This window comes from Luteimonas mephitis DSM 12574, from assembly GCF_000422305.1.
Lineage (GTDB): Bacteria > Pseudomonadota > Gammaproteobacteria > Xanthomonadales > Xanthomonadaceae > Luteimonas > Luteimonas mephitis.
Map to the genome: position 1 here is coordinate 1 of NZ_AULN01000018.1, position 17,912 is coordinate 17,912.

Sequence of the window (17,912 nt, forward strand, 5' to 3'; positions counted from 1 at the left end):
CCAGTTCCAGCGCCTGCTCGACGAGATGGGAATCACCTGCAGCATGAGCCGGGCGGGCAACTGCTGGGACAACTCGGCGATGGAGAGCTTCTTCAAGTCGCTGAAGGCCGAGCGCACCGATCGCAAGGTCTATCGCACCCGCGACGAAGCCAAGGCCGATGTGTTTGATTACATCGAGCGGTTCTACAACACCCGTCGTCGTCATTCGACCTTGGGTTACATCAGCCCCGCGCAGTACGAGCAGCAACTACAGATAGCTTAGGATGGTGTCCACGGAACCGGCAGCAGTCCAATGCTTGATCCTAGCTGCATCACTGTTGCTGGTATGGGGTTCTGCTTCTGCGCAAACAGTTTGCCCACAGGGGGTATCGGCAGGCAGTGCTCAGTGTGGCCCGTCATCAATGACTGCTCCTGATCCGAGCGAAAATGCGCCGTATGTGCGAAGTCTCCCGCCGCTCTTCTGGGCCGACGGCTGGGGTGCCATTGCGACAGATGGCCACGGCGTAGCGGGTGCAGTCACTGATCTGGCCAGCAAGAGGGATGCGAAGAGAGCAGCAATCCAAGAGTGCAGAGAGGGGGCATTGCAAGCTCGAGTTTGCCTATAAGAATCAATGCGCAGTGATCATTACAGGGGATTCTGGTTTTAATGCTGTGCGTGCCGCGACTTAGGAACGTGCTGTAGAGATTGGAATGAAGTCATGCGGCGAGAGAGGTGACACCAACTGCCGGATCTGCTACTCGGGCTGTAGTCTTGCGAGGAGGATTCAATAGATCTTCGAGAATCTGGCAGGTCGAAGAACTCAAGAGTCCATTGGGAGTGTGAGCTGAAGGTCGAGCATTCGTTTGCGGCGGCGCTATTGAGAGCTCCGTTGTGATGAGCTGCGAAGTGTTGGCGCGGACGGCATATCCTCGAGAAGCAATCATGGGATGTAGTGCAGTTTGGCCAGGCTTCGTTGATGGACTCGAGAAATCTTGGCTATGTGTTCTTTGCCTGTCCGGGCCTGATGTCGTCTTGTACCTGCTGTTCGAATAGACCAACCGGGGCTTAAGTAAATAATTGTTCTACGACATGGGCACGATGTTCTCGCTGGCGCTGTTGAGCGTCATGGTCGCCATTGACTTGAAGATGGTGCTGGCGGTGTCCGCTGCATTCTGGGTGGGAAGATTCACCGGCGCGAGTACGGAAGGCGTCAACAGCATGGCGTTGCAACAAGGTGGCCTGGGGCTGATTCTGACGGCCTTGATCGTGACGGCTCCGCCGATGGCTGCGGCCTTTTTCCAAGGCATGCTGGGTGCGTTCACTCCCTATACCGCCTTCAGCAGCGATGGTGGCGCTCGTGCCTCGCGAGACGGTCGCTGGGGCGCAGGCAACAGCTATCCACCGGGGCATGGGGGGAATCCAGGGGGGGTGCAGCCGAGGTCATATAGCGAAACTCAACGCCAAGACTCGGCGTCAGTAACCTCGCCGTATGCACTCGGTGCTAGGATACAAGCTCATTATGGAGCTCCTGAACTCAATTCCGTCATGCCAAAGAAAGATTTTAAGCCATCGGAGGCGTGATATGCGAAATGAAATCATGGCAGCGGTACTCCTGCTGATGGCGAGCAATATTGCTTTGGCGCAAACTGCTTGTCCTCAGGGGGTTGCTTCTGGCAGTGCGCAGTGCGGCCCTTCTTCTCAAGTTGATCCTGAGCACACAGGGGCGTCAGCGCCCATCAAGCCAAATATCATATGGGCGGATAGTTGGGGTGCAATTGCATCGGATGGCGTAAGTACTTATGGAATCGTTACCGACTTTCCGAGTAAACGGAAGGCGCGCAAGGCGGCGATCGAAGAGTGCAAGAGAAGAGGGGGAGGCAGGTGCGTATCTGCTAGAGAGTTTGTAAACCAGTGTGCGGTAGTCGTTGCTGGGAACTCAGGTACCAATATTGTGAATGCCGTAACAGTTGAACGGGCAACTGAATTGGCGATGCAAGATTGCAGGTCACAGGGCAATACCAGTTGTTGGACTTTTTGGTCTGGGTGCAGCCTCGCTTGGCGAGTTCAATAGTCAAAGAATTGGGTGCAAAGCTGATCTTGAGTTGGTTGTAAGCTTCTATAGGGCTCTGAAGCTTGATCAAGACGATCCAATCCAGACTTCAAGATTAAAGGCAGATAGTCCCGATACGTCTCGCGCGTTCAGGGTGTAGCCTGCGCGAGGCGAGCCAGTACTTGTCCAAGACGCACTGGCGATTCGGCGGAAAGACCCTCAGCCAGTTCTGCTGCGCCGTGCGGCAGCAGCACGATCACCGTCGATCCATAGTTGAACCGCGCCATTTCCCCGAACCGCTCCAGCGTGATCGGTTCGCCGTCGTCGCCGGTGCGATAGTCCTTCACCGTGATCGTGTCGCCGTACTCGGGCACTTCTTCGCCGCTCCACACGGTTTCGATGCCCGAGACCAGCAGGGCGCCGACCATCACCACGGCCATGGGGCCGAAGTCGGTGTCGAAGTGGCAGGCCAGGCGCTCGTTGCGGGCGAACAGGCGCGGCACGTTGCGCACCGCGTCCGGGCCTACCGAGAACAGGCGTCCTGGCACGTGCACGGTTTCGCGCAGGGTGCCGGTCCACGGCATGTGCACGCGGTGGTAGTCCTTGGGCGACAGGTAGACGGTGGCGAACAGGCCGTTGGCGAAGGGTTCGGCGGCGGCTTCGTCGCCGAGCAGTTCGGCGGCGGTGAACGACTGGCCCTTGGCCTGGAAGATGCGGCCGTCTTCGATGCGGCCGCACTGGCTGATGCGGCCGTCGGCGGGCATCAGCAGGGCGCGCGGGTCGGGGTCGGGCGTGCGCACGCCGGGCTTCAGGGCGCGGGTGAAGAAGGCGTTGAACGTGGGGTAGGCGCGCGGATCAGGCTGCGCCGCTTCGGACAGGTTGACGCCGAACTTGCGGGTGACCGTGTCGATCAGCCACTGCTTGAGCCTGGGGTTGTCGGAATAGGCCAGGCGCCGCGCCAGCGTGGAGAGCAGGCGGTGCGGGAGGACGTAGGTGAGGGCGGTGACGAGGCTCATGGGTGGTGTTGTATCCGAAATGCCACGGGAAGGTGAGGGCGGCGGCGGAGGGGCGACGCGCATGGGGCGAAGGGCGCCCCTCACCCCAACCCTTCTCCCGCACGCGGGAGAGGGGCTCGTATCCGGGGCAATGTCTCGCGGGGTAGGGGCTCGAACCCCGGGTGACGTCCCGGCGGGAGAGGGGCTCGAATCCGGAGCGCTGTCGCGGCGGGAGAGGCCTCGAATCCGGGGCGATATCGCCGCGGGAGCGGGGTTCGGACGGGGCAGCCCCGCCGGCAGGCGCTACTTGTACGAGGCCTGCGTCAATGCCGCCAGGTCGGCGGCAATCGCCTTGGGCTTCAGCGGCGGCTGGATGATGCCGGCCATGCGGCCCTGCGGGTCGAGCACGGCGATGGTGGCTGAGTGGTCGATGGTGTAGCTCTCGGGCGGGGCGCCGTCGGCGGCCGGGGCCTTGGCGAACACCAGCGACAGCGAGCGGGCGAAGTTCTCCAGCGCCGGCACGTCCGCGGTCGCGGCGAGGGTGTCGCGGTGGAAGGCGTGGGCGTACTCGCCGATGCGGTCGGGGTCGTCGCGCTCGGGGTCCACGGACACGAACAGCACCCGCGGGCGGGTCGATTCGGGCAGGGTTTCCCACTGCTTCTGCGCCTGCGCCAGCTCGGCCAGGGTGGTGGGGCAGACGTCCGGGCAGTAGGTGAACCCGAGGAACACCAGGGTCCAGTGGCCCTTGAGTTCGCCCGGCACCAGCTGGGTGCCGTCGGACTGCCGCAGCGCGAACGCGGGCAGTTCGCGCGGCTGCGGGAACAGCGTGACGGTCTGCATCGCCGGCCCCGCGGGCGCGGGCGTGGCGAAGAACTTCTGCGAGGCCAGCAGGCCGAGGCCGGCGGCCACGGCGATGACCAGGATGATCAGGGTGGTGCGATTGAACATGGCGGGGGCTTCTTCACGCGATACTTGAAGTGAGGCCATGATAACCGCGCCACCGTTATACTTCCCGGCCCGGCTGCCCCGCCGAGCCCGTGCGCCGCAATGACCGACGAACTGCACTCGATCATCGACCTGATCCGCTACGGCGCCAGCCGCTTCAACGCGGCGGGGCTGACGTTCGGCCACAGCTACGACAACGCGATCGACGAGGCCACCCAGCTGGTGCTGCACGCGCTGCACCTGCCGCACGACCTCGGCCCGGCCTACGGGCAGGCCAAGGTGACGCTGGCGGAGAAGGAAGAGGTGCTGGCGCTGTTCCTGCGCCGGATCGAGGAGCGCATCCCGGCGTCCTACCTCACCGGCGAGACCTGGTTCGCCGGCCTGAGCTTCAAGAGCGACCCGCGCGCGCTGGTGCCGCGCTCGCCGATTGCCGAACTGATCGAAGCCGGCTTCGAACCCTGGCTGGGCGGGCGCGAGGTGCGCCGTGCGCTGGACCTGTGCACGGGCTCGGGCTGCATCGCCATCGCCATGGCCCACTACAACCCGGACTGGCAGGTGGACGGGGTGGACCTGTCCGACGACGCGCTGGCGCTGGCCGCCGAGAACAAGGCGCGGCTGCAGGCCGGCAACGTGAAGCTGCTCAAGTCCGACCTGTTCGCGGGGCTGTCCGGGCGGCATTACGAACTGATCGTTACCAATCCGCCCTACGTCACCAACGCCGAGACCGACGCGCTGCCGAAGGAGTATTCCTACGAGCCGGAGATGGGCCTGCGCGCGGGCGACGACGGCCTGGACCTGGTGCTGAAGATCCTGCGCGACGCGCCGCTGCACCTGAGCGAGGACGGCCTGCTGATCTGCGAGGTGGGCGAATCCGAGCGCGCGCTGGTGACATTGCTGCCGGACGTCGAGTTCGCGTGGATCGAGTTCAAGGTCGGGCAGATGGGCATCTTCGCGGTGGAGTGTTCCGAGCTGATCGCCCACCACCCACGGATCCGCGAGCTGGCCGCTGCGCGCGAACCGCGGGCAGCGGAGGCGTCGGGCGCGCTGTTTTGAGCGCCGCAGCACTGCGACGCCCGGTGCCTTCCTTTGCCTTGAAGAAGCGGGGAAGGAAGGATTCCATTTTTTCTGGGGGCCAATGGCTGATCCACGCCGGCCCTCGTTTTCCAGTGGCAGGGGCACCAGCCAGGGGGCGAGCCTGAACACGTTCGGCCATCTGTTCCGCGTCAGCACGTTCGGCGAGTCGCACGGGCCGGCCATCGGCTGCGTGGTGGACGGTTGCCCGCCCGGCATCGCGATCGCGGCGGACGACTTCGCCCATGACCTCGCGCGCCGCGCCACCGGCCGCACGCGGCACACGTCGGCGCGGCACGAGGCGGATGCGGTCGAGATCCTGTCAGGCGTCTACGAAGGCCGCACCACCGGCACCCCGATCGCGCTGCTGGTCCGCAACACCGACGCGCGCAGCCGGGATTACGACCGCATCGCACGGCAGTTCCGGCCCGGCCACGCCGACTACACCTACTGGCAGAAGTACGGCACCCGCGACCCGCGCGGCGGCGGGCGATCGTCCGCGCGCGAGACCACGATGCGCGTGGCGGCTGCGGTGATCGCCAGGAAGTGGCTGGCCGAGCGCCACGGCGTGCGCGTGCGCGGCCACCTCGCGCAGATCGGCGACGTGGTCCCGCGCTCGCACGACTGGGCCGCGGTGGAGGGCAATCCGTTCTTCTGGCCGGATGCCGGGCAGGTGGCGGAACTCGAGGCGTTCGTGGATGCGCTGCGCAAGTCCGGCGACTCGGTGGGCGCGCGCGTCACCGTGGTCGCCGACGGCGTGCCGCCGGGCTGGGGCGAGCCGGTGTACGGCAAGCTCGATGCGGAACTTGCCGCGGCGATGATGTCGATCAACGCGGTCAAGGGCGTGGAGATCGGCGACGGCTTCGCCTCGGTTGCGTCGAAGGGCAGCAAACATCGCGACGCGATGGCGCCCGGCGGCTTCCGCTCCAACCACGCCGGCGGCATCCTCGGCGGGATTTCCAGCGGCCAGCAGGTGGTGTGCTCGGTGGCGTTCAAGCCGACGTCGAGCCTGCGGTTGCCGGTCGAGGGCGTGGACGTGGACGGCAACGTGGTGGAGATCGTCACCACCGGGCGCCACGACCCCTGCGTGGGCATCCGTGCCACGCCGATCTGCGAGGCGATGCTGGCGCTGGTGCTGATGGACCAGGCGCTGCGCCATCGCGCGCAGTGCGGCGACGTGCGCGAGGTCGTGCCGCGGATCCCGGGGTGCGTCGGCCCGGAACCCCATGACGCGTAGGAGCGGCCCATGGCCGCGAGGTTTTCCCGGACTCGTGCGCGCACAGGAACAAGGCTCGCGGCCATGGGCCGCTCCTGCACGTGAACATTCGCAAGACGACATTTCGGCCCGAGGGGCCCGCAGGAAGAATCGATGAGCAGGCAGTACAAGGTTGCGGTAGTTGGCGCCACCGGCGCGGTGGGCGAGGTCATGCTGTCGGTGCTGGCCGAGCGCAACTTCCCGGTAGGCGAAGTGGTCGCATTGGCCAGCGAGCGCTCGGCCGGCGGAAAGGTGCACTTCGGCAATCGCGAACTGGTGGTGCAGGACCTGGCAAGCTTCGACCCGGCCGGCGTCGACATCGCGCTGTTCTCCGCGGGTGGCTCTGTGTCGAAGGAATACGCGCCGAAGTTTGCCGCGGCCGGCGCCGTGGTGATCGACAACTCCTCGGCCTTCCGCCAGGACGCCGACGTGCCGCTGGTAGTGAGCGAGGTGAACCCCGGGGCCGCGAAGGATCGCCCGCGCGGGATCATCGCCAATCCCAACTGTTCGACCATGCAGCTGCTGGTCGCGCTGGCGCCGATCCACCGCAAGGCCGGCATCGAGCGCATCAACGTCGCCACCTACCAGTCGGTCTCGGGCACCGGGCGCAAGGCGCTGGAGGAGCTCGGCCGCCAGACCGCCGGGCTGCTCAACTTCCAGACGGTCGAGCCGGAGGTGTATCCCGTGCAGATCGCCTTCAACGTGATTCCGCACGGCGGCGAATTCACCGGCAACGGCTACACCACCGAGGAGATGAAGCTGGTCCAGGAGACCCGCAAGATCCTCGGCGACGACACGATCCGCGTGAACGCCACCGTGGTGCGGGTGCCGGTGTTCTACGGCCACTCCGAGGCGGTGAACATCGAAACCCGCGACAAGCTGGCCGCCGCCGACGCGCGTCGTCTGCTCGAGGCGGCGCCCGGTATCGAAGTGGTCGACGAGCACGTCGACGGCGGCTATCCGACGCCGGTCACGCATGCTTCGGGCAGCGACGCGGTGTACGTCGGCCGCATCCGCGACGACCTCTCGCACGAGCGCGGCCTGAACCTGTGGGTGGTGTCGGACAACATCCGCAAGGGTGCGGCGCTGAACGCGGTCCAGATCGCGGAACTGGTGGCCGGTGAAGGCGGAGCGTTGCGGATCGACGGGCGCGGCGGCTAGAGTCGGGGCCATGAACCGGGGGAAGGGCGTGACCAGGACACTGCACAAGGCATGGCTGCCATTGCTGGCGGTGCTGCTCCTCGCGCTGGCGATGCCGGCGTTCGCACTGGGGCTGGGCCAGCTCACGGTCAAGTCGCAGCGCGGCGAGCCGCTGCTGGCGGAAATCGCCATCGTTTCCAGCGATCCGGGCGAGCTGGAGAACCTGCAGGTGCGGCTGGCATCGCCGGAGACCTTCGCCCGCGTCGGCCTGGAGCCGCCGGGCGCCAGCGTGGCCACGCTGCAGTTCAGCGTCGCGCTGGACCCGCAGGGCAAGCCGGTGATCCGGGTGACCAGCGCCGCGCCGGTCGACGAGTCGCTGCTGACCTTCCTGCTTGAAGTGGACTGGGGCCAGGGGCGTCTGGTCCGCGAATACTCGGCCCTGCTCGATGCGCCACGGACGGTGTCCGCGCCCGCGCAGCCGCCGATCGAGGCGCCGGTGGCTGCGCCCGGCAACGCCATCTTCCGCGAACCCGTCGCGCCAACGCCGGCGGCTGCACCCGAACCACCGCCCGCGGAAGCCGTGGCGCCCGCGCAGGAAACCGCGCCGCCCGCAGCGCCGGTGGCCGCGGAGCAGGCGAGCGAGGCTCCGCCGTCAGGTGCGATCGAAGCGACGCCCGCGCCGGCACCGGCTGTGGAAGCCGAACAGCGGGCGCAACCCGTGGCCGCGACGCCCGGTGAGTACGGGCCGGTCAGGATGGGCGACACGCTGGGCAAGATCGCGCGCGAGATCGACCCCGACGGCCATTCGCTGGACCAGGTGATGCTGGCGCTGCTGCGCGCCAATCCCGACGCCTTCATCAAGGGCAATATCAACCTGGTGAAGAGTGGGGCGGTGCTGCGCATGCCCAATGCGTCCGAACTGTCGCAGTACAGCGCACGCGAGGCACGGGCGATCGTGCACGAGCAGGTCGGGCAGTGGCGCGAGATGCGCAAGCCGGCCAGCCAGCCGGCGGCCGTCGCCGTCGCCGATCAGGCGGATTCGAAGAGCACCACGGGCGATGCCGCGAACACGGCACGCACCGCGGATGCGCGGCTGGAAATCGTACCGCCGTCCGGCAAGGACGCGCGGCAGGCAGGAACACGGTCCGGCATCCAGGCCGGCGGCGAGGGCGACATGCTGCAGGAACTGCAACAGACCAAGGAAACCCTGGCGGCACGCGACGCCGAAGTGCAGGAACTGAAGGCGCAGGTGGCCGAACTGGAGAAGCTGCGGCAGGACCAGCAGCAGCTCATCGCGCTGAAGGACAGCAAGCTGGCGCAAACCCAGCAGGCACTGGCCGCGCGCCAGGCCGAGGCAAGCACGCAGCCGCAGCAGGCCGCGCCGGCCCGTGATGCGACGCCGGTCTGGCCGTGGGTGGGCGGTGCGCTGGTGGTGGTGGCATTGCTGGCGTGGCTGCTGATGCGGCGCAAGTCCGGCGAACCCAGGCGCACGGCGTTCGATGCGTCGCGGCTGGCGGCGAGCGTTCCCGCTACGCCGGCAGCGACGCGCGACGCTGTCGCAGTTCCGCAGGCGCCTGCCGGTGCCGCCGCAAGTGGTTCGCCAACGTGGCATGCCGGCGGTGCGGCGGCGAACGCGAGTGCGCCGAGTCCGGTGGCGCACGCAGTGCCGGATCCTGAGCCTGCGCCTGAACCCGGAATCGACGAAGTCGACGAAGCCAGCGAGGCGGAACCGGCGCCCGCGGGCCACGACCGCATCGAGCTGGCGCGCGCCTACATCGAACTGGGCGACGTCGACACCGCGCGCGGGCTGCTGCAGGAAGTGGCCGACCGCGGTGACGCCGCCGCCCGCGGCGAGGCGGCAAGGCTGCTGCGCGAACTGGTCTGAGCCGGGCTGAAGAAGATCCCCATGCGTTACGCGCTCGGCGTCGAGTACGACGGCAGCGGCCTGTTCGGCTGGCAACGGCTTGGAAAGCCCGGCGTCGAAGCCGTGCCGACCGTGCAGCAGCTGCTGGAGCAGGCGCTGTCGTCCGTCGCCAATGCGCAGGTCGAGACCGTCTGCGCCGGGCGCACCGATGCCGGCGTCCACGCACGCTGCCAGGTCGTCCACTTCGACAGCGACGCGGCGCGCGAACCGCGCGGCTGGATGCTCGGCGCCACCTCGCGCCTGCCGCAGGCGGTCTGCGTGCGCTGGTGCGTGCCGGTGGCCGACGACTTCAGTGCCCGCTTCTCGGCGCGCGCGCGGCGCTACCGTTACAGCATCCTCAATCGCCCGATGCGGCCCGCGCTGGGCCGCCAGTACCTGTCATGGGTGCGGCAGCCGATCGATGCCGATGCGATGCACCGGGCGGCGCAGGCGTTGCTCGGTGAACAGGACTTTTCCGCCTTCCGCACCGTCCATTGCCAGGCCCCGCACGCGCGTCGCGACCTGCAGCGCATCGTGGTTTCGCGCGACGGCGAGTACGTGCACGTCGACGTGCAGGCCAACGCCTTCCTGCACCACATGGTGCGCAACATCGTCGGTTCGCTGCTGCTGGTGGGGCAGGGCGAGCGGCCGGAAACCTGGATCGCGGAGTTGCTCGCAGGCCGCGACCGCACCCTGGCCGGCCCCACCGCACGGCCTGGCGGGCTGGTGTTCGTCGGGCCGCTGTATCCGCCCGCGTGCGGCCTGCCGCAGGAAGTGACGCTGCCGGACTGAGCAGAGCGGAGCCGGTTCCGATGCCCGGCGCGAATCGGTGCAGAGGCCGTGCGGGCCGCCCCATGCGGACAGGCCGCGACTGTCAGCCGTGGCTCCAGTTGTTCATGGGCGACGTTCCCGAATCCCGGCGATGGCCCAACCCCGCCACCGTCCGCAGCGTTCCGCGCAACGCTAGAGGTTGCCGACGCTCGCGCTGCAGCTGTAGCTGGTGGTGAAACTCGCCACCGTATTGTTGGCGCATGCCCGAATCGAGGAGATGCCAACTCCTTGCACCACGAAATACGCCGCGGCGACATGGTTGCCGACGGCGCTGCTGGCATTGGCCAGTCCGCTGATCCCGATTGCGCGGCCGGAACCGTTCGGAGTGAGGTTGCGAATCCGGTTGTCGCGCGCGGTCCCGGTCGCATCGGTCAAATCGATGCCGAACACGTAGGCATCTGCCCAGACCGCGAAAACGCCTTCGACCTGGTTGTCCACCACGTCGCCACCGGCGCTGATCGCGATGCTGCTGAAGCTGTCGGGCGCGCCACCGGTATCGAACACGCTGTTGTGCTGGATCAGGTTCCTGCTGCCCCGGACGTCGATACCGACAGCCAGGCTGTTGTCGATCCGGTTGTGCTCCACCAGATGACCGCCGGTGTCTCCCTGAAGCAGGATGCCATGATGGAAGCCGCGCAGGTTGCACCGGCGGATCGTGGTGTTCTGGCGCCCGTCGGCGAAGATGCCACTGGTCTTCGAGCCGTTGCCGGCGGCCAGCCCGCCCACCTTGAACCCGTTGCAGTCGATGGTCACGTTATTGGTGTTCACGGTGATGGCGGCGCCCGAGGTGACCGATGTCGATGCATCCTTGCGCAGGCACCAGACGCCCTGGGTATTGATGGTTGCGGGGATGGAATCGATGAAGCCCGTGCAGGTGGCATGGGTTTCGGCGCGCGCGCTGTTGATCGACAGGCTGCCGAGGAGCAGGAGCAGGACTGGCACGATTCGGTGGGTGCGCATTGCCGGACCTCGGGTTGTGTTTGGATGTTGCTGGCTCAACGCGGGCCGCGGCGGGGACAGGACATCCGCCGGCGCCGCGCGATCTTCCCGGCAGCCGCTCCCGGAGCGTCAATGGCGGTAGCCTGCCATGTCACAATGCAGCCCTGACGTTTGCATCACCGGTACTTCCTGAATGTCCCGCACCCTGTTTCGCACTCGCATCAAGTTCTGCGGCATGACCCGTGCCGGCGACGTGCGCCTGGCCAGCGAACTGGGCGCCGACGCGGTGGGCTTCGTCTTCGCCGACGGCAGCCCGCGCCGCGTCCACGCCGCCGAGGCGCGGGCGATGCGCAATGCGCTGGCGCCGCTGGTCGACGCGGTCGCGGTGTTGCGCGACAACGATGCAGACGAAGTGCGCGACGTGGTCAAGCAGGTGCGGCCGACGCTGCTGCAGTTCCATGGCGACGAGGACGACGCGTTTTGCCGCGGCTTCGGCGTGCCGTACGTCAAGGCGATCGGCATGGGTAATACGCTGGTCGCGGATGCCGTTGCGCTGCAGGTACGCTTTCCGGCCGCGGCGGCATTCCTGTTCGACAGCCATGGCGATGGCGTCGATGGCGGCAGCGGCCGCGGCTTCGACTGGTCGCGGATCCCGTCCGGGCTGGTCAAGCCGGTGATCCTCGCCGGCGGCATCGGTGCCCACAACGTGTTCGACGCGATCCTGCACACGCTGCCGTGGGGCGTGGACGTGTCCAGCGGCATCGAGGCGTCGCCGGGCATCAAGGACGGCGACCGCATGCGCGAGTTCGTCGAGGAAGTGCGGCGCGCCGATTGCCACGTCGCGCCGGACATCGAAGCGGGCACGGCCACCGCAGCCAAGGCCAACGGAATCCGGAAGTGAGCAACCACGACAACCCCGGCGCGCCGCCCGTCGGCGCGATCGACTACCACGCCTGGCCGGATGCCGACGGCCACTTCGGTCGCCACGGCGGGCGCTTCGTCGCCGAGACCCTGATCGGCCCGCTCGAGGAACTGGCTGCCGCCTACGACGCCGCGCGCGTGGACCCGGCCTTCATCGAGGCCTTCGACCAGGACCTTGCGCACTACGTCGGCCGGCCGAGCCCGATCTACGTGGCAGCGCGGCTGTCGGAACACGTCGGCGGCGCGCGCATCCTGCTCAAGCGCGAGGACCTGAACCACACCGGCGCGCACAAGATCAACAACACCATCGGCCAGGCGCTGCTCGCCAGCCGCATGGGCAAGACCCGGATCATCGCCGAGACCGGCGCCGGCCAGCACGGCGTCGCCAGCGCAACCGTGGCCGCGCGGCTGGGGCTCGAATGCGTGGTCTACATGGGCGCGACCGACATCGAGCGCCAGAAGATCAACGTCTACCGCATGCAGTTGCTCGGCGCGACGGTGGTGCCGGTGACCAGCGGCTCGGCCACGCTCAAGGACGCGCTCAACGAGGCGATGCGCGACTGGGTGACCAACGTGCGCGACACGTTCTACATCATCGGCACCGTGGCCGGCCCCGACCCGTATCCGCGCATGGTGCGCGACTTCAACGCCGTGGTCGGGCGCGAGGCGCGCGCGCAGATGCTGGCCGAACATGGCCGGCTGCCGGACGCGATCACCGCCTGCGTGGGCGGCGGCAGCAATGCGATCGGCATCTTCCATGCCTTCCTCAACGACCCGGGCGTGCGCATCGTCGGCGCGGAGGCGGCGGGCGAGGGCATCGCCAGCGGACGCCACGCCGCATCGCTGGAAGCCGGTCGCGTCGGCGTGCTGCACGGCAACCGCACCTACGTGTTGTGCGACGACGACGGCCAGATCACCGAGACCCATTCGGTGTCCGCGGGCCTGGACTATCCCGGCGTCGGGCCGGAGCATGCCTTCCTCAAGGACACCGGCCGCGCCGAGTACGTGGGCGTGACCGACGACGAGGCGCTGGCCGCGTTCCACCTGCTGGCGAAGACCGAAGGCATCCTCGCCGCGCTCGAATCCAGCCACGCCATCGCCCAGGCCATCAAGCTGGCGCGCGGGATGCCGAAGGACGCCATCGTGCTGTGCAACCTGTCGGGCCGCGGCGACAAGGACGTGCACACGATTGCGGCGCGCGAGGGCATGCAGCTTTGACTCCGGTGTGGCGCAGCCGCTTTTCTCCATGCCCTTCAAGAGGAAGGCCGGCGAGGGGATGGGTTTCCCTTCAGCTGCCGCAAAACCCATCCCGATCCCGGCCCGTTCGGCCATGCGCAGCACGCGCGGCGTTCGTCGCCGTGCGGGCCGGTGGCTCGCAGGCGCTCCTCTTCATGCCCTTGAAGGGGAAAGAGCAAAATCCATGAATCGCATCGACACCAGGTTCGCCCAGCTCAAGGCCGCCAATCGCAAGGCGCTGATCCCGTTCGTCACCGCCGGTGATCCGTCGCTGGAAGCGCTGGTGCCGGTGATGCACGCGCTGGTGGACGCCGGCGCCGACGTGATCGAGCTCGGCGTGCCGTTCTCCGATCCGATGGCAGACGGCCCGACCATCCAGCGCAGCTCCGAGCGGGCGCTGGCGCGCGGCGCCGGGCTGTCGTATGTGTTCGACAGCGTGTGCGCGTTCCGCCAGCGCGACGCCGGTACCCCGGTGGTGCTGATGGGCTACCTCAACCCGGTGGAGGCGCGCGGCGCCGACGCCTTCGCGCGCGAGGCCGCGTCAGCAGGCGTCGATGGCGTGCTGCTGGTCGACTTGCCGCCCGAGGAATCCGGCGGCTTCCGCGAGGCCTTCGCCGCACACGGCGTGGCGCTGGTGCTGCTGGCCGCACCGACCACCACCGACGCGCGGCTCCAGGCGCTGTGCGCCCAAGTGCAGGGTTACCTTTATTACGTCAGCTTCGCCGGTGTCACCGGCGCATCGGAACAGCTTGATCCCGGCGCGGCTTCGGCGCGCCTGCGCACGATCCGCGGCATGAGCCGGGCGCCGGTGGTTGCGGGCTTCGGCATCCGCGACGCCGCCAGCGCCGCCGCCATGGCCGTCGACGCGGACGGCGTGGTGGTGGGCAGCGCACTGGTGGCTGCGATGGCCGGCGCGGATAACGCCGGGGAAGCCGCGACGCGGGCCGCGGCCTTCCTGGCGCCCCTGCGGGCGGCGCTGGACGGGGCGGGCCGAAACGGCCCCGTGCGCTAAACTTTCACGCCTGACGCGGCCGAGGCCGCCCAAAGGCAACCTGACCGCATGTCCTGGCTGAAGAAAGTGATGCCCGCCCGCATCCGCACCGAACCCGGCGCACCGAAGAAGCGCAGCGTCCCCGAAGGGCTGTGGGAGAAGTGCGACCGCTGCGGCTCGGTGCTGTACCGGCCCGAACTCGAGGAAAACCTCGAGGTCTGCCCGAAGTGCAATTTCCACATGGCGATCCGTGCCCGCGCGCGGCTGCGCACGTTCCTCGATGCCGATGGCACGCAGGAGATCGGCGCCGCGCTCGGGCCGACCGACGTGCTCAAGTTCCGCGACCAGAAGAAGTACGCCGACCGGATCAAGGCCGCGCAGAAGAGCACCGGCGAGCGCGACGCGCTGGTGACGCTGCAGGGCACGCTCAAGCGGCGGCCGCTGGTGGCGAGCGCCTTCGACTTCGCCTTCATGGGCGGCTCGATGGGCTCGGTGGTCGGCGAGCGCTTCGCGCTGGGCGCCGAACGCGCGCTGGAGATCGGTTCGCCGTTCGTGTGCTTCTCCGCAAGCGGTGGCGCGCGCATGCAGGAAAGCCTGTTCTCGCTGATGCAGATGGCCAAGACCTCGGCCGCGCTGGCGCGCCTGCGCGCAGCCGGGTTGCCCTACATCTCGGTGATGACGCACCCGACCACCGGCGGTGTATCGGCGTCGTTCGCGATGCTCGGCGACATCAACCTGGCCGAGCCCGAGGCGCTGATCGGCTTCGCTGGCCCGCGGGTGATCGAACAGACCGTGCGCGAGACGCTGCCCGAAGGCTTCCAGCGTTCGGAGTTCCTGCTCGAACACGGCGCCATCGACCAGATCTGCGACCGTCGCGAGCTGCGCGACCGGATTGCGGCGCTGCTTGCGTTGTTGATGCGACAGCCGCAGCCGGAAGACGACGTGGTCGTGGAAGCATGAGCAGGAAGTATTTTGGTACCGATGGCATCCGCGGCCGGGTCGGCGAGGGCGTGATCTCGGCCGATTTCGTGCTGCGGCTGGGCAACGCCTATGGCCACGCGCTGCGGGCGATGGTCAAGGGTGCCGGCGCGGGCCAATGGCGCCGCCCGACCGTGATCATCGGCAAGGACACCCGGGTATCCAACTACATGTTCGAGGCGGCGCTGGAGGCTGGCCTGGTTGCCGCCGGCGTCGACGTGCAGCTGATGGGGCCGATGCCGACTCCCGCAGTGGCACACCTGACGCGCTCGCTGCGTGCCGATGGCGGCATCGTCATCTCCGCCTCGCACAATCCGCATTACGACAACGGCATCAAGTTCTTCTCCGCCGAAGGCGAGAAGCTCGACGACGCCACCGAACTGGCGATCGAGGCGGCGCTGGACAATCCGTTCCGCACGGTGCCGTCCGAGCAGCTGGGCAAGACCACGCGCACCCGCGACGCCGTCGGCCGCTACGTCGAGGCCTGCAAGAACTCGGTCTCGCGCAACTTCGACCTGGGCGGCATGCGCATCGTCGTCGATTGCGGCCACGGCGCGACCTACCAGATCGGACCGCTGGTGCTGCGCGAGCTCGGTGCGCGCGTCGACGCCATGGGCGTGGATCCCAACGGACTGAACATCAACGACGGCGTCGGCTCGATGCATCCCGAAGGGCTGGCCGCGCGCGTGCGCGAGACTGGTGCCGAACTCGGCATCGCCTTCGACGGCGACGGCGACCGCGTGCTGTTCGTCGACGGCGACGGCGTGGTGCGCGACGGCGACGACCTGCTGTTCCTGCTCGCCAGCGACTGGAAGGCCAGCGGCCGCCTGCATGGGCCGGTGGTCGGCACGCTGATGAGCAACTTCGGCTTCGAGCGCGCGCTGGGCGAAGCCGGCATCGGCTTCATCCGCGCCAAGGTCGGTGATCGCCACGTGCACCAGGCCCTGCTCGAACATGGCAGCAACCTCGGCGGCGAAGCCTCGGGCCACCTGCTGTGCCTGGACCGGGCGACCACCGGCGACGGCATCGTCAGCGCGCTGCAGGTGCTGGAGGTATTGCATCGGCGCGGCATCAGCCTGCAGCAGGGGCTGCGCGGCATGGAGAAAGTGCCGCAGAAGACCGTCAACGTGCGCTATTCGAATGGCGCACGGCCCGCCGAGGCCGAAAGCGTGAAGACCGCGCTGGCCGCGGCCCAGGCCAGCGTCGCCGGCCGCGGGCGTGCATTCCTGCGGCCTTCGGGCACCGAGCCGGTGGTGCGGGTCACGGTCGAGGCCGACGACGCGGCGCTGGTGCAGTCGACGCTGGACACGCTCGCCGCCGCCGTTCGCGCCGCGGCCTGAACGCACCGGCCGGCAGCCGGCCCCGCCACGAGGCGGGTCCGGCACGAACAATGTCCGATACGAATCAGCTTCGGCGGGATCGCCGGCGGGCAATCGCCGACGGGCAGGTCGCGCCCGCGTGGATTAATCTATTGCCTGCGGCGCGAACCAGGCCGCCCCAGACTGCGCGCATCGCGCCAACTTCCCTGCCGGACATCCGTTGCCGCGGCCGGGAGCCAGACCAGAGCCATCGCATGCCAGCCCGAATCCCGACGCTCGACATCCGCCGATTCACCCATCCTTCCAGTCCGCAGGACCGCCAGGCGTTCGTCGACGAACTCGGCGCGGCCTATCGTGAATGGGGCTTTGCCGGCATCCGCAACCACGGCATCGACCAGTCGCTGATCGACGGCTCGTACGAGGTGTTCAAGGCCTTCTTCGCGCTGCCGGAAGAGACCAAGAAGCGCTACCACGTCGCCGGTGGCGGCGGGGCGCGCGGCTACACGCCGTTCGGCGTCGAGACCGCCAAGGGTGCGAAGTATTTCGACCTCAAGGAGTTCTGGCACATCGGCCGCGAGATCCCGGACGATTCGAAGTACCGCGATGCCATGCCGCCGAACCTGTGGCCGGCGGAAGTCGAAGGCTTCCAGGCGAAGGGTTACGCGCTGTACCAGGCGCTCGACGAACTCGGCACCCAGGTGCTGTCGGCGCTGGCACTGCACATCGGCCTGCCTGAGCACTGGTTTGCCGACAAGACCGACTTCGGCAACTCGATCCTGCGCCCGATCCACTACCCGCCGATCACCGCGGACGACATCCCCAACGTGCGCGCCGGCGCGCACGAGGACATCAACCTGATCACCCTGCTGGTCGGCGCCAGCGCCGCGGGGCTCGAGGTGCTGTCGCACGACGGCGAATGGGTGCCGTTCACCTCCGACGCCGACACCATCGTGGTCAACATCGGCGACATGCTGCAGCGCCTGACCAACCACGTGTATCCCTCGACGACCCACCGCGTGGTCAACCCGCCGGGCGAGCAGGCGCGGCAGCCACGCTATTCGGTGCCGTTCTTCCTGCACCCGAACCCGGACTTCGTGATCGACGTGCTGCCGTCGACGATCAGCGCCGACAACCCGAGCCGCTATCCCGAGCCGATCACCGCGCAGGGCTACCTCGATGAGCGGCTGCGCGAGATCAAACTGAAGTAACCCCGAAGAAGCGTGGGCCTCCCGCAGGAGCGGCGGGAGCCGCGAGTTCTTCGGCACGAAAAGATCAAGAGCGCGCGGCTCCCGCCGCTCCTGCAGGGACGGGCAGCGCCGTGGGCCCAGTTCCGGCCCCATCGGCTATCCTTGTGCGCC

The 17,912-nt window shown here is 67.9% G+C and carries 17 protein-coding genes; 14 read left to right on the plus strand and 3 right to left on the minus strand.

Annotated elements, in window-relative coordinates; genetic code table 11:
* From H570_RS0107965 to H570_RS19595, 3 genes are all read left to right on the plus strand, one after another.
* Positions 1 to 262, plus strand: a 262-nt coding sequence (locus H570_RS0107965; protein ID WP_027080271.1) for an IS3 family transposase, incomplete at its 5' end; no start/stop codon positions are given.
* 807 nt (positions 263 to 1,069) lie between these two features.
* Positions 1,070 to 1,561: a hypothetical protein gene (locus H570_RS18890; RefSeq protein ID WP_156899901.1), complete on the plus strand. Its 492-nt coding sequence runs from the start codon at positions 1,070 to 1,072 to the stop codon at positions 1,559 to 1,561.
* A gap of 37 nt (positions 1,562 to 1,598) precedes the next feature.
* A complete protein-coding gene (locus H570_RS19595; protein WP_425411554.1) occupies positions 1,599 to 2,051 on the plus strand; it encodes a DUF4189 domain-containing protein in 453 nt (150 codons plus the stop codon).
* A 128-nt stretch (positions 2,052 to 2,179) separates the two neighbouring features.
* Here the strand turns inward: H570_RS19595 and asd are convergent, their stop codons facing one another.
* Together asd and H570_RS0107980 are read right to left on the minus strand one after the other, a co-directional pair.
* Positions 2,180 to 3,046 (minus strand): archaetidylserine decarboxylase, encoded by an 867-nt coding sequence (gene asd / locus H570_RS0107975; protein ID WP_027080272.1) that lies wholly within the window; start codon positions 3,044 to 3,046, stop codon positions 2,180 to 2,182.
* Positions 3,047 to 3,328: 282 nt separating this feature from the next.
* Entirely contained in the window at positions 3,329 to 3,973 is a 645-nt protein-coding gene (locus tag H570_RS0107980) for an SCO family protein (protein ID WP_027080273.1), read from the minus strand.
* Positions 3,974 to 4,072: 99 nt separating this feature from the next.
* Between H570_RS0107980 and prmB the strand changes: the two genes are divergently transcribed.
* From prmB to truA, 5 genes are all read left to right on the plus strand, one after another.
* Entirely contained in the window at positions 4,073 to 5,023 is a 951-nt protein-coding gene (prmB, locus tag H570_RS16880; RefSeq protein WP_051176230.1) for a 50S ribosomal protein L3 N(5)-glutamine methyltransferase, read from the plus strand.
* 82 nt (positions 5,024 to 5,105) lie between these two features.
* On the plus strand, positions 5,106 to 6,278 hold the full coding sequence (gene aroC, locus H570_RS0107990) for a chorismate synthase (protein ID WP_051176231.1): 1,173 nt from the start codon (positions 5,106 to 5,108) through the stop codon (positions 6,276 to 6,278).
* 132 nt (positions 6,279 to 6,410) lie between these two features.
* Positions 6,411 to 7,457, plus strand: a complete 1,047-nt coding sequence (locus H570_RS0107995; protein ID WP_027080275.1) for an aspartate-semialdehyde dehydrogenase — start codon at positions 6,411 to 6,413, stop codon at positions 7,455 to 7,457.
* 10 nt (positions 7,458 to 7,467) lie between these two features.
* Positions 7,468 to 9,321, plus strand: coding sequence for a type IV pilus assembly protein FimV (locus H570_RS0108000; RefSeq protein WP_051176232.1), 1,854 nt, complete (start codon positions 7,468 to 7,470; stop codon positions 9,319 to 9,321).
* Between the two features lie 21 nt (positions 9,322 to 9,342).
* Positions 9,343 to 10,131 carry a tRNA pseudouridine(38-40) synthase TruA gene (truA, locus tag H570_RS0108005; protein ID WP_027080277.1) on the plus strand — a complete coding sequence of 263 codons (789 nt, stop codon included), beginning with the start codon at positions 9,343 to 9,345 and terminating at the stop codon, positions 10,129 to 10,131.
* Between the two features lie 171 nt (positions 10,132 to 10,302).
* Here the strand turns inward: truA and H570_RS0108010 are convergent, their stop codons facing one another.
* Entirely contained in the window at positions 10,303 to 11,130 is an 828-nt protein-coding gene (locus H570_RS0108010) for a right-handed parallel beta-helix repeat-containing protein (protein WP_027080278.1), read from the minus strand.
* Between the two features lie 172 nt (positions 11,131 to 11,302).
* Between H570_RS0108010 and H570_RS16885 the strand changes: the two genes are divergently transcribed.
* The 6 genes from H570_RS16885 to H570_RS0108040 all read left to right on the plus strand — a co-directional run bounded on the left by H570_RS16885 (position 11,303) and on the right by H570_RS0108040 (position 17,762).
* Entirely contained in the window at positions 11,303 to 12,010 is a 708-nt protein-coding gene (locus tag H570_RS16885) for a phosphoribosylanthranilate isomerase (RefSeq protein ID WP_051176233.1), read from the plus strand.
* 38 nt (positions 12,011 to 12,048) lie between these two features.
* On the plus strand, positions 12,049 to 13,248 hold the full coding sequence (gene trpB, locus H570_RS0108020; RefSeq protein WP_027080279.1) for a tryptophan synthase subunit beta: 1,200 nt from the start codon (positions 12,049 to 12,051) through the stop codon (positions 13,246 to 13,248).
* Between the two features lie 202 nt (positions 13,249 to 13,450).
* Positions 13,451 to 14,278: a tryptophan synthase subunit alpha gene (gene trpA, locus H570_RS0108025; RefSeq protein WP_027080280.1), complete on the plus strand. Its 828-nt coding sequence runs from the start codon at positions 13,451 to 13,453 to the stop codon at positions 14,276 to 14,278.
* A 48-nt stretch (positions 14,279 to 14,326) separates the two neighbouring features.
* Positions 14,327 to 15,217 carry an acetyl-CoA carboxylase, carboxyltransferase subunit beta gene (gene accD / locus H570_RS0108030; protein ID WP_027080281.1) on the plus strand — a complete coding sequence of 297 codons (891 nt, stop codon included), beginning with the start codon at positions 14,327 to 14,329 and terminating at the stop codon, positions 15,215 to 15,217.
* A complete protein-coding gene (gene glmM, locus H570_RS0108035) occupies positions 15,214 to 16,575 on the plus strand; it encodes a phosphoglucosamine mutase (RefSeq protein WP_027080282.1) in 1,362 nt (453 codons plus the stop codon). The genes accD and glmM overlap by 4 nt, the downstream gene beginning before the upstream one ends.
* Before the next feature lie 233 nt (positions 16,576 to 16,808).
* Positions 16,809 to 17,762: an isopenicillin N synthase family dioxygenase gene (locus H570_RS0108040; RefSeq protein ID WP_027080283.1), complete on the plus strand. Its 954-nt coding sequence runs from the start codon at positions 16,809 to 16,811 to the stop codon at positions 17,760 to 17,762.
* Positions 17,763 to 17,912 lie beyond the last annotated feature (150 nt).

Bases quoted from the DNA above. Each gene is read 5' to 3' on its own strand.
- H570_RS18890 (WP_156899901.1), top strand. From the start codon at position 1,070: ATGGGCACGATGTTCTCGCTGGCGCTGTTGAGCGTCATGGTCGCCATT.
- H570_RS19595 (WP_425411554.1), top strand. From the start codon at position 1,599: ATGGCGAGCAATATTGCTTTGGCGCAAACTGCTTGTCCTCAGGGGGTT.
- asd (WP_027080272.1), bottom strand. From the start codon at position 3,046: ATGAGCCTCGTCACCGCCCTCACCTACGTCCTCCCGCACCGCCTGCTC.
- H570_RS0107980 (WP_027080273.1), bottom strand. From the start codon at position 3,973: ATGTTCAATCGCACCACCCTGATCATCCTGGTCATCGCCGTGGCCGCC.
- prmB (WP_051176230.1), top strand. From the start codon at position 4,073: ATGACCGACGAACTGCACTCGATCATCGACCTGATCCGCTACGGCGCC.
- aroC (WP_051176231.1), top strand. From the start codon at position 5,106: ATGGCTGATCCACGCCGGCCCTCGTTTTCCAGTGGCAGGGGCACCAGC.
- H570_RS0107995 (WP_027080275.1), top strand. From the start codon at position 6,411: ATGAGCAGGCAGTACAAGGTTGCGGTAGTTGGCGCCACCGGCGCGGTG.
- H570_RS0108000 (WP_051176232.1), top strand. From the start codon at position 7,468: ATGAACCGGGGGAAGGGCGTGACCAGGACACTGCACAAGGCATGGCTG.
- truA (WP_027080277.1), top strand. From the start codon at position 9,343: ATGCGTTACGCGCTCGGCGTCGAGTACGACGGCAGCGGCCTGTTCGGC.
- H570_RS0108010 (WP_027080278.1), bottom strand. From the start codon at position 11,130: ATGCGCACCCACCGAATCGTGCCAGTCCTGCTCCTGCTCCTCGGCAGC.
- H570_RS16885 (WP_051176233.1), top strand. From the start codon at position 11,303: ATGTCCCGCACCCTGTTTCGCACTCGCATCAAGTTCTGCGGCATGACC.
- trpA (WP_027080280.1), top strand. From the start codon at position 13,451: ATGAATCGCATCGACACCAGGTTCGCCCAGCTCAAGGCCGCCAATCGC.
- accD (WP_027080281.1), top strand. From the start codon at position 14,327: ATGTCCTGGCTGAAGAAAGTGATGCCCGCCCGCATCCGCACCGAACCC.
- glmM (WP_027080282.1), top strand. From the start codon at position 15,214: ATGAGCAGGAAGTATTTTGGTACCGATGGCATCCGCGGCCGGGTCGGC.
- H570_RS0108040 (WP_027080283.1), top strand. From the start codon at position 16,809: ATGCCAGCCCGAATCCCGACGCTCGACATCCGCCGATTCACCCATCCT.